At 71.8% G+C, this 9,342-nt stretch carries 13 protein-coding genes; 5 read left to right on the top strand and 8 right to left on the bottom strand.

From position 1 onward, the window contains the following. Positions 1-211: 211 nt before the first annotated feature. Positions 212-460 (bottom strand): hypothetical protein, encoded by a 249-nt coding sequence (locus tag ACFV0O_RS39870; protein WP_380349485.1) that lies wholly within the window; start codon positions 458-460, stop codon positions 212-214. Between the two features lie 2 nt (positions 461-462). After that, on the bottom strand, positions 463-660 hold the full coding sequence (locus ACFV0O_RS39865; RefSeq protein WP_380349482.1) for a hypothetical protein: 198 nt from the start codon (positions 658-660) through the stop codon (positions 463-465). A gap of 120 nt (positions 661-780) precedes the next feature. Between ACFV0O_RS39865 and ACFV0O_RS39860 the strand changes: the two genes are divergently transcribed. From ACFV0O_RS39860 to ACFV0O_RS39850, 3 genes are all read left to right on the top strand, one after another. Continuing rightward, entirely contained in the window at positions 781-1,620 is an 840-nt protein-coding gene (locus ACFV0O_RS39860) for a helix-turn-helix domain-containing protein (RefSeq protein WP_380349480.1), read from the top strand. Next, a complete protein-coding gene (locus tag ACFV0O_RS39855; protein WP_380349477.1) occupies positions 1,605-1,814 on the top strand; it encodes a DUF397 domain-containing protein in 210 nt (69 codons plus the stop codon). The genes ACFV0O_RS39860 and ACFV0O_RS39855 overlap by 16 nt, the downstream gene beginning before the upstream one ends. Before the next feature lie 61 nt (positions 1,815-1,875). Then, positions 1,876-2,991 (top strand): ABC transporter substrate-binding protein, encoded by a 1,116-nt coding sequence (locus tag ACFV0O_RS39850; RefSeq protein ID WP_380349475.1) that lies wholly within the window; start codon positions 1,876-1,878, stop codon positions 2,989-2,991. Positions 2,992-3,117: 126 nt separating this feature from the next. Here the strand turns inward: ACFV0O_RS39850 and ACFV0O_RS39845 are convergent, their stop codons facing one another. Together ACFV0O_RS39845 and ACFV0O_RS39840 are read right to left on the bottom strand one after the other, a co-directional pair. Next, a complete protein-coding gene (locus tag ACFV0O_RS39845; RefSeq protein ID WP_380349472.1) occupies positions 3,118-3,633 on the bottom strand; it encodes a DinB family protein in 516 nt (171 codons plus the stop codon). A gap of 150 nt (positions 3,634-3,783) precedes the next feature. Further along, complete coding sequence (locus ACFV0O_RS39840) at positions 3,784-4,002, bottom strand: hypothetical protein (RefSeq protein WP_380349470.1); 219 nt, start codon at positions 4,000-4,002, stop codon at positions 3,784-3,786. Between the two features lie 81 nt (positions 4,003-4,083). Between ACFV0O_RS39840 and ACFV0O_RS39835 the strand changes: the two genes are divergently transcribed. Continuing rightward, the gene (locus ACFV0O_RS39835; protein ID WP_380349467.1) at positions 4,084-5,067 is read left to right on the top strand and encodes a GNAT family N-acetyltransferase; all 984 of its coding nucleotides are present in this window, start codon (positions 4,084-4,086) and stop codon (positions 5,065-5,067) included. Positions 5,068-5,186: 119 nt separating this feature from the next. Here ACFV0O_RS39835 and ACFV0O_RS39830 read toward each other — a convergent pair whose 3' ends face one another. The 4 genes from ACFV0O_RS39830 to ACFV0O_RS39815 form a co-directional block, all read right to left on the bottom strand. Continuing rightward, complete coding sequence (locus ACFV0O_RS39830; protein WP_380349464.1) at positions 5,187-5,630, bottom strand: NADAR family protein; 444 nt, start codon at positions 5,628-5,630, stop codon at positions 5,187-5,189. A gap of 46 nt (positions 5,631-5,676) precedes the next feature. Beyond that, entirely contained in the window at positions 5,677-6,327 is a 651-nt protein-coding gene (locus ACFV0O_RS39825; RefSeq protein ID WP_380349462.1) for a DUF1707 domain-containing protein, read from the bottom strand. Positions 6,328-6,521: 194 nt separating this feature from the next. Then, complete coding sequence (locus ACFV0O_RS39820) at positions 6,522-6,872, bottom strand: S26 family signal peptidase (protein ID WP_380349459.1); 351 nt, start codon at positions 6,870-6,872, stop codon at positions 6,522-6,524. 139 nt (positions 6,873-7,011) lie between these two features. After that, on the bottom strand, positions 7,012-8,487 hold the full coding sequence (locus ACFV0O_RS39815) for an FAD-dependent monooxygenase (protein ID WP_380349457.1): 1,476 nt from the start codon (positions 8,485-8,487) through the stop codon (positions 7,012-7,014). A 67-nt stretch (positions 8,488-8,554) separates the two neighbouring features. Between ACFV0O_RS39815 and ACFV0O_RS39810 the strand changes: the two genes are divergently transcribed. After that, positions 8,555-9,202: a TetR/AcrR family transcriptional regulator gene (locus ACFV0O_RS39810; RefSeq protein WP_380349454.1), complete on the top strand. Its 648-nt coding sequence runs from the start codon at positions 8,555-8,557 to the stop codon at positions 9,200-9,202. Positions 9,203-9,342 lie beyond the last annotated feature (140 nt).

The raw sequence follows: 9,342 nt of genomic DNA, 5'->3' as shown, positions 1-9,342 counted from the left end.
GCCGGGCGGCCGCGACGTGCGGCGGCTCGTTGGGACAGGCGGCGCCGCCCGGCAGGATCATGCCGTCCATGTAGTCCGGGTCGACCAGCAGCACGCCCCCGCGCCGGTTGCGCACGAGAACGAGACAGCCCAGCCGGCACACCGGCGGCTTGGCAAGGAGGCGAGGGTCACGCATCAGGGGTCACTTCCTGCGGGCGAGGAGTTCGGTCGTTCAGTCGTCGCGGGTCAGGCGCTCGTGGCGCAGCCCCTTGCGGAGCAGGTCGACGATGCGCAACAGATCGAGCGGGCGGGCCCGGCCGAGATCGATCAGGTAGCTGCCGGTGAGGCGGCCGTAGTGCCAATCCACCTCGACGGAGGGCAACGTCACGCCACCGAGGGCCAAAACCGCGGTCAGGTCGTCCAGGACGCCGGCGGCCTGCCGGCGCTGCTCGGCGGTCGCGCGGGACAGGGGCGAAGGCACGCTCACTCCCCCGGCCGCTTGTGGACCTCGAAGACCCGCCAGGCGCTGTAGGCGTCGGAGAAGAAGGTGAACTCCTTCAACTCGCCGGTGGGCTGACGCAGCCACACGCCGTCGATCTCGTTGCGGACCAGGTAGCGGCGGGCCGCGCGGTCGAACCGGACGCCGTAGCCGTCGAAGCGGGGGGATTCGTCGTGGGGCATGGGAAGGGGAACCCTCTGCGATCGGAGTTTCACGTTCTGTGCATATGGTGGCCCCGCGTCACCTACGCTAGGAAGCGGCCTGCGACTTGCCCAAGGGCTTGTTGGAAGTTGAGGACTGCCATGAACAAGAAGAACGTCGACCCGGAGTCGAGCCCCTGGGCGCCCTTCGGAATCCAGCTCCGCAAGTCACGCGAGGCCAAGGGCCTGCGACAGGAGGAGCTGGCCCCGCTCCTGGAGTGCTCCCCCTCGCACCTCTCGTACATCGAACTTGCGCACCGGCCCCCGAGTCGCAGGCTCGCCGAACTGGCGGACGAAGCACTCGACACCGGCGGCACCCTGCTGCTGATGTGGTACCAGCTGAAGAACGCGGCGATCCTGGAGGGGTTCCCGGAGTACGCGCGCTACGAGTCCCTCGCGGAGCAGATCAAGATCTTCGAGATCGACATCGTCACCGGGCTTCTACAGACACGGGCCTACGCGACCGCGATCGAGATGGGTTACGCCAGGCAGGGCAACGGGACCGAGAAACTGGCGGACGAGCGAATCGAGTTCAGGCTCAACCGCCAGAAGATCCTTGAACGGACTTCTCCTCCACTCGTCCACGTGGTGTTGGACGAAAGCTGCCTCAGGCGGATCGTCGGTGGGCGCGACATCATGATCGAACAGCTGCTCCACCTTGAGCAGTTGACCACTCGCTGCAACGTCGTCGTCCAGGTCGCGCCATACTCCTTGGGCGAGAACCGGCCGTTCACACACATGGCGCATCTCCTTACCATGCCGAACCGCAAAGTTCTCGCTTACGGCGAGATCGAGCAGCGCGGTTACATCGATCGCGATACCAAGTCGGTCGCGGTCCTGGCCAAGAGTTACGATCGACTTGCGGTCGAGGCCCTTGGCCAGGCCGAATCGCGAACCTTCATCCGTGCGGTAAGAAGGGACTTGGAGTGGATGTCGACCTGACGGGCGCTTCCTGGCGGAAGAGTTCATACAGCGGCGGTGGCGGTGCCGCATGCATCGAGGTCGCCGACGGCTTCGCCGGCGTCATGCCCGTGCGCGACTCCAAGGACCCCTCCGGCCCCGCACTCGTCTTCTCCTCCCCCGCCTGGCAGTCCTTCGTCACCGCCGTCCGCAACGGGGAGTTCGACGCCCGCTGAGCAGGTCCACGGGCCGATATCCCCTTGCCCGTCGGTGACGGCGGCGGATGCAATGTCCGCCATGACGACGACGCCACCACCGCCCCCCGCTCCCGAGCAGGCCGACGGGTCCTCCATCCGGATCGGTGCCCTCGCTCCGCTGTCCCGGCCCGGCTGGGTCACGGCCGGCTGGCACCTGCACGCCGGGGTGGAGTTGGCCGTCCGTGAGGTCAACGCCGCCGGTGGGATCGGCGGGCGGCCGCTCGAACTCCTCGTCCGGGACACGGCGGCCGATCCGCAGGGGGCCGTGTCCGAGGTGGACGAGTTGGCCGCCCTGGGCGTGGCCGCTGTGGTCGGGGAGTACCACAGTGTCGTCGCCCAGGCCGTCGCCGCCCGGGCCCACTCCCTCGGGCTGCCGTTCCTCTGCTCCTCGGCGGTGCTCGACGCGCTCACCGAGCAGCCGACGCCGTGGGTCGCGCGGATCTGCCCGGCGCAGTCGCACGGTTGGCGGGTCTACGCGGATTTCCTCCTCGGCGCGGGCCACCGCCGTGTCGCCGTCGCCGTCCAGCCGAACGTCTACTGGACGTCCGGCATCCGCATCCTGCGCGAGCACCTGGCCGCGCGCGGCGCCACCGTCGTCGAGCTCGACGTGAACGCGCTCTCCCCCGCCGCCCTGGCGGACGAACTCGCCGGGGACGGCGCGACGGCGCTGCTCCTCCTGGTCGGTGCTGCGGACCCGGCGGCGGCGGTCGTCGAGGCCGTCCGCCACCACCCGCGCCTGGGCGGGGTCCTGGTCGGCGCCCCGGCGGGTCAGCCGGAGTTCGCCGAGTGGGCGGAGCCGCTGGGCGCGGGCGGCTCGGGCGTCCCGTTCCTGCGTTACCTGCCCGAGCGCCTCGGCCCGCTGGGGGCCCGGGTCGAGGCCACCCTGCGCGGGCAGTTGGGTACCGAGCCGTCCTTCGTCGCGTTCGAGGGCTACGACGCCGTCACCGTCCTCGCCGAGGTGCTGCGCACCGCCGGCCCGGACCGGGCCCGGATCGCCGGGGCGTGGCCGCGCGTCACCGTCGAGGGCACCCGCGGGCCGATCCGGTTCTCCCGGCCGCCGGGCGGCCGTGTCTGGCAGTGGGCGTGGCCGCCGGTGCAGGTCGTCGACCGGGACCCGGCGGCGCCGGAGCGCCTCCGGGTCCTGCACACCGGCTGAACGGGCGCGGAGGCTCGGGACGTCGGCCCCGCCGACGTCCCGCTCCTTCTGACGCATGATCACCCCGTCGGTTCGCGCTCCCTCGCGCTACTGTAAGCACCGGGCGCGAACCGGTTCCGGCAGGCCTCAGTAGTAGCCCTTGGTGCCGTCGAGGAGTTCGCGGACGACGTCCGCATGGCCCGCGTGGCGGCCGGTCTCCTCGACCAGGTGGATGAGCATCCAGCGCAGGTTGGCGCCGCCGCTGCGGAAGCCGGTGTGGCGGCCGGTGTCGTCCAGGGAGGCGGCCGCGACGATCTCGTTGCTACGGGCGCACTGGGCCTCGTACTCGGCGAGGAGTTCGGCGAGGGGGCGGCCGCCGGTGTGCCAGTCGGCGTCCTCGCTCGACTCGTCGAAGGACGGGTTCTGTGTCTCGTCGCCGTCGAGGAACAGCACTTCCAGCCAAAGGTGTTCGGTCCAGCGCATGTGGGAGACGAGCCCGGCCATGGTCATCGCCGGTGAGGTGGGGATGACCGAGCGGTGCGCGTCCTCGTCGCTCAGCCCCTCGCACTTCCAGCGAAGGATCTTCCGCTGCAGGTCCAACCAGCCGATGAGTGCGGTGCGTTCGTCCGCCTGGAACGGGGGACGGTGGAGTTCCGATGCCATGGCGGCGCACGATACCGGGGCGGCCGGGATGGGGCACCCGGTTTTACGTCCGGGCAGGGGCACGGTTTCGGGAACGGCACCCCGGTCGAGCGCGAGGAGCAGGCGGCTCGATCCAGGGAGGGAGCCACCCGAGAGCTTGGCGTGCTCGGACTACTTCGCCCGGCGTCCCGTGGCCGACGCGGTGCCGATCAGGCACTCGACGTCGGTCGGGAAGCCGACGAGGGCGTAGGCGGTCAGGCGCAGGTGACCCTCAAGGCAGACCAGGTCGTCCCGCCTCTCGCCGACGAGGACGAGGACGAGGACGAGCGGAGGAACCCGCTCGCCTCCGATGAACGCGCGGGCCGAGTCGATGAACGGTTCGTTGGGCACGTCGAACGCCCGTAGCCCTGCCCTTGTTCTTGCTCTTTCCATAGGGTGGCGGACCTGCCTGAAGTTCGAGACCATCCGGTCATGCTGGATGGCACGGCAGGACAGGACCTTCCGGTCGGCTTCGGGTTCCGGCCGTATCGCGGCGACGAAGACCACGGCGCCATGGCCGCGGTGCGGCTGGGGTGTGCCGAACGGGACCGGGTCGATGCCCATTCGGTTGTGGAAGGGCTCCCGACAGCGGCCGAGATCGCCGAAGCCTCCGCCAAGGTGGAGGAGCCGTCCGAGAACCAGATCCTGGTGGTGTGCGACGGGAGCGTCGTCGGCTACTCGACGATCCGGTGGTGGCACGAGCGGGACGGTACGTGGCTGTACCTGCACAGCGGCTACCTCTTGCCCGAGCATCGCGGCCGGGGCATCGGCTCAGCCATGCTGAGCTGGGCCGAAGAGCGGATCCGCCGGCTCGTCGATCAGCACGGAACGGCGCGGACGGCAGTGATCGGCGCGAACGCCACGGCCTCCGAGCAGGACGCCACGGCACTTCTGCGCGCAGCCGGCTACCGACGTGTCTTCAGCCTGGTCGAACTGGAGCTGGGCGATCTGCGGCACCTGCCCGAGCCGGGCAGCGCACTGCCGGCCGGGATACGGACCGGGCCGATCGGGACGAGCCACTACCGTGCAGCCTGGAGGACGGTCGTCGATTCGTACGCGGACACCGGCTTCACGCAGAGATGGCCTTTCCAGGACTTCGTCGACACCGCCGACCCGGCGTGCTGGAGGGCTGCCTGGAACGGGCAGGACATGGTCGGCGTCGCCCTCTGCTCCATCCGCCGCCACGACCGCACCGTGGGCGAGGTGGAGGAGCTGAGTGTCCGGACGGACCGGCGACGCCTCGGTATCGGCCGGGCCCTGCTGCTGGACGGGTTGCGGAGCCTTCGCGCGCAGGGCGCAACGACCGCCCGGCTGTTCACGGGCACGGCGAATCCGCACCGGTCCTACGACCTTTACGAGAGTGTGGGGTTCCGGCGGCAGAACGAGTACGTCCGTTACCGCAAGCCACTTGCCTGATCACCGGTCGTCGGGCTGTCCGGTCAGTCCGTCCGGTTCGGTCCACCCGTGGACGGGCCGCAGGCCGGCTGCGGCAAGGTGGCCCATGGTTGCCGTTCTGCCGTTCTGCCGTTCTGTGGTCAGGCTTCGGCGCGCAGCCGGGTCCGGGTGCGCATCAGGATCCGGCCGAGCATGTTCCTGCCGGTGCCGGTGCTGCCGCGCCCCCAGTAGTGGTCGGTGGTGGTGTCCTCGACGATCTCCTGGTCGGCGGTGGACAGCAGGACGGCGCGGATGTCCTCGTGCGTGCGGAACTTGGCCTCCACCGCGCGGCGCATCACGTCGTCCTTGACGCGCTCCCAGTCCCGCCGCAGCGGCTTGGACCGGTCGCGGCCGAGTTCGGCGGCGCGCAGCGGTGTGCGGGCGCGGCGGATCAGGTCGGCGTGGCGGGTGCCGGTGAACTTCTGGGCCTGGAAGTAGTGTTCGGAGGTCGGCCACAGGTGGCCGTCGAGTTCCAGGGTGTGCGGGGAGAAGTTGGAGAAGCAGCCGTACGGGACGTCGTCGGCGCCGTAGAAGTAAATCGTCATCCGGGTGTCGCACGCAGTCGGGGCCGTCGGCGGGGTCGTGGGCGGGTCAGTCGGCGCTGGGCAGGGCGGGGGTGCCCCGGCGGATCCAGCGGCCGGCCGGGCGGCGTGGCGGGCGCACGACGACGCGGCCGAAGCTCTTGTGGCCGGCCAGTTCGACGCGCAGCGTGGTCGGGGTGCCGGCGTCCTGGGTCTGGCGGTTCCTGACGTTGGCGAACTCCAGTGCCAGGGCGTCGACGTCGACCGTGATGCCCGGCCCGGTGATCAGCGTCAGGGTCTTGCCGCGCATGTCGAGGTCGATCCGCAGGGTGTCCTGGGTGATGACCGCCTCGGTGAAGTCGAGCGTCACGTCGCACCACTCCACGGAGAGTTCGATGCGGCGCGGCACGACCCAGCGTCCCGTCCGTTTGACGGTGGCCCACTTCTGGTCGATCCGCAGGAGGTCCTTGACGTCCGTCACGGCGCCGCCGGACTGCGACACGGGCGGCAGGTCGACGGTGAGGTCGGCGAGTTCGTCGACGGTGCGCGCGGACAGGGCGGCTTCGAGGCGCTCGTCGAGTTCGTCGGCGGTCAGGCGGCCGTCGCCCGCCGCGATCCGCAGCAGTTCGGCCACCCGGTCCCGGTCCGCGTGGGAGGCCCGCATCGCGGGCTGCGCACTGCGGCCGGTGTGGTTCCCGGTGGGTGGTGTCTCTGCCGGCATTGCGTCCTGTCCTGGGTTCGGCTTCTTGCTTCTCTTCTCGTTGTTCGCGCGGTGGGGGTCCAGCGGCGCGGACGGGACCCCACGCTATAGCGCGGCATGCGTTCCCGCCAGCGCCGATCCGGGCGGCCGGGTCCGGCCCGGCGGTGCGGGGCGGGCGGGGCGTTCCGGCGGGGTGACGGGGGCTCACCGTCCGGTCACGGCGGGGCGGTGGTCTTGTCCGTGGCGCCGGGCCGGGGGGTGCCGTCGACGGCGACGCAGATGCCGAAGACGCGGTCGTGGCCGGTCCAGCCGTTGACGCGGCCCCGGTTGTTGCTGATCTGCACGCGTCGGCGGGCCGGGTCGACGGCCGACACCAGGTGCAGGTAGACGGTTCCGGCGACGCGGGCGAGGACGATGTCGCCCGGTTCGAGCCGGGCGGGGTCGACGGGGGCGACGCGCACCGGCTGGCGGCTGCGGATCAACGGGACCATCGAGGAACCGCTCGGCCGGAACTCGACGGTGGCCCCGCCGGCGACCCTGGCCGCCACCGCATCCAATGCACCCATCGGGCGATCGTGGCAGACCGGGGCGGGGTCGCCCCACCGGTTTTCCGCCCGCCGCGGTCACCGGCGGGGCGGCCCCTGCCCGGTCGGCCCGGGCCGCACCGCACCGCCCCCGGCGGCCGCGCCGCGGGGTGACGGGGGCTCAGCCGAACCAGCGGGCGAGGGCGGTGTCGAGCGGGGTGCCGTCGGTGTCGGTCCAGGCGAGGTAGCCGTCGGGGCGGACCAGGAGGGCCGTGGCGCCGTCGAGGTCCTCGTCGGTCGTGGCGACGACGTGGTCGACGCGGTCGGAGCGGTCGCCGACCGGGCGGGTCCGGCCGTCGAGGGAGAGCAGCAGGCCGCGGCCGGAGTGCATCAGGCTGCTGGCCCGGGTGGGGCCGTCCTGGGTGGTCAGGTCGAGGTCGATCAGCCGGGGGCCGACGCCGGGGTAGTGGAGGTCGAGGCCGGACATCATGCCGGCGACGTACCGGTTGGTGTCGGGCAGGTGGAGCAGGTCGGTCACGAGTTCTCGGACCGTGCCGATCTCCTCGTCCCGGCCGGCGTTCATGATCACGGCCTGGGCCCGGGTGTGGCGCAGGACGCGGGCGGCGACGGGGTGCCGTTCGTGGTGGTAGCTGTCGAGCAGGTCGGCGGGTGCCCAGCCGTGGATGGTGCCGGCGAGCTTCCAGCCGAGGTTGACGGCGTCCTGGAGGCCGAGGTTGATGCCCTGTCCGCCGACGGGCATGTGGATGTGGGCGGCGTCGCCGGCGAAGAAGACGCGGCCTTCGCGGTAGCGCTCGATCTGGCGGGCGGCGTCGCCGAAGCGGGAGGCGGCGTGCAGTTCGCCCAGTTCGGTGTCGGGGCCGTAGGCGGCGTGCAGGGCTTCGCGGACCTCGTCGGGGTGGACGGGTGAGCGGTGGTCGGGGCCGTCACCGGAGAGCTTGCCGAACAGGAGCCGGTACCGGTCGGGGCCGACGGGGTGCAGGATCGTGTGGTAGCCGCCGGCCGAGCGGGTGTACCGGCTGAAGTGCCCGCGTCCGGTGGGGACGGTGTCGGAGCGGGAAGCGAGGGTGAGGTCGGCGGCGACGGAGGAGATCCGGCGTTCGCGGCCGGGGAAGGGGACGTCCAGGAGCCGGCGGACGGTGCTGTGTCCGCCGTCGCAGGCGACGAGGTAGCTGCCGCGGATCAGGCCGTCGCCGGGGGTGGCGTCGGGGCCGGCGTCGGTGTGCCAGTGGGCGGTGACGCCGTCCGGGTCCTGGTGGACGGCGGTGACCTCGTGGCCGCGCAGGACGGGGACGCCGCGCTCGGTGAGGAGGTGTTCGAGGTGGGCTTCCAGCCGGGTCTGCGGGACGGTGACCGGGCGGGGGTGGCGGGTGCGCCAGGGGCGGCAGTCCAGTTCGACGGGCAGGGTGGCGAAGTGGCCGGTGGCGGCGTCGGACGCCTCCGGGGTGAGCAGCGGTTCGAGGAGTCCGCGCAGGTCGAGCACTTCGGCGGTGCGGGGCTGGAGGGATCCGGCCCGGGACTGGGTGTCGGGGGTGGAGCGCTTTTCGAGCACGACGGCCGGTATCCCGGCCAGCGTCAGCTCGTACGCCAGCATCAGCCCGGTCGGGCCCGCTCCCACGACGATGACCTCGGTACGCACGACGACCTCCAAAAAGAAGAACCAAGTGCAAATCTGCACTCAGTCTACCACGAGGTAGACTGAGTGCATGAATCAGCCGATGGGCCTGCGGGAACGCAAGAAGGAACGCACCCGGGAGACGATCGCCGACACCGCGATCCGCCTCTTCCTCGACAAGGGCTTCGACCAGGTCTCGATCACCGAGATCGCGGAGGCCGCCGAGGTCTCCCGGCGCACCCTCTTCGCCTACTTCCCCACCAAGGAGGACCTCGTACTGCACCGCTTCGCCGACCACGAGAACGAGGCCGCCCGGACCGTCCGCGCCCGCCCCGCCGGACAACCCCCACTGGAGGCGCTGCGGGCCGCCCTGCTCGACGCCCTGGCACACCGCGACCCCAACACCGGCCTGTGCGACGACCCCGGGGTCATGGCCTTCCTGCGCCTGATCGCCGACACCGAGAGCCTGGCCGCGCGGCTGATCCGGTACACGACGCGCGGCAGCGACGCCCTGGAGGAGGCCCTGCGGGAAGCCGACGTCGAACCGCTCACCGCGCGCCTGACGGCCGTCCAGGTGATCGCGGTGCAGCGGGAACTGGCGGTCATGAACCAGGAACGCCTGGCGGCCGGCACCTCCGCCGACGAGCACTACCCGGAGGCCGTCCGCGCGACCGAACGGGCCTTCGACCTGCTGCGCGACGGGCTCGGGCAGCACGGCCAGGGGCCGTCCTTGGCATGAGCGCGGTGAACCTTCGCGCCGAAAGGGCCCGTTGAGGGGGGGGGGGGGGGGGCGGGGGGCGCCCCCCCCCCCCCCACCCCCCGGGGGCCCCCCGCCGGCCCCCCCCCCCCCCCCCCGCGCGCACACCGGGGGCGATCGCG

Source organism: Kitasatospora sp. NPDC059577 (assembly GCF_042735475.1).
In the GTDB taxonomy this organism is placed as follows: Bacteria; Actinomycetota; Actinomycetes; order Streptomycetales; family Streptomycetaceae; genus Kitasatospora.
Note: the sequence above shows the minus strand (reverse complement) of the source record. Positions and strands in the feature narration are given on the sequence as shown.

Coding starts and splice junctions, on each gene's coding strand:
- ACFV0O_RS39830 (WP_380349464.1), bottom strand. CDS start 5,630: ATGACGATTTACTTCTACGGCGCCGACGACGTCCCGTACGGCTGCTTC.
- ACFV0O_RS39860 (WP_380349480.1), top strand. CDS start 781: ATGAACAAGAAGAACGTCGACCCGGAGTCGAGCCCCTGGGCGCCCTTC.
- ACFV0O_RS39835 (WP_380349467.1), top strand. CDS start 4,084: ATGCTGGATGGCACGGCAGGACAGGACCTTCCGGTCGGCTTCGGGTTC.
- ACFV0O_RS39850 (WP_380349475.1), top strand. CDS start 1,876: ATGACGACGACGCCACCACCGCCCCCCGCTCCCGAGCAGGCCGACGGG.
- ACFV0O_RS39825 (WP_380349462.1), bottom strand. CDS start 6,327: ATGCCGGCAGAGACACCACCCACCGGGAACCACACCGGCCGCAGTGCG.
- ACFV0O_RS39865 (WP_380349482.1), bottom strand. CDS start 660: ATGCCCCACGACGAATCCCCCCGCTTCGACGGCTACGGCGTCCGGTTC.
- ACFV0O_RS39820 (WP_380349459.1), bottom strand. CDS start 6,872: ATGGGTGCATTGGATGCGGTGGCGGCCAGGGTCGCCGGCGGGGCCACC.
- ACFV0O_RS39845 (WP_380349472.1), bottom strand. CDS start 3,633: ATGGCATCGGAACTCCACCGTCCCCCGTTCCAGGCGGACGAACGCACC.
- ACFV0O_RS39810 (WP_380349454.1), top strand. CDS start 8,555: ATGAATCAGCCGATGGGCCTGCGGGAACGCAAGAAGGAACGCACCCGG.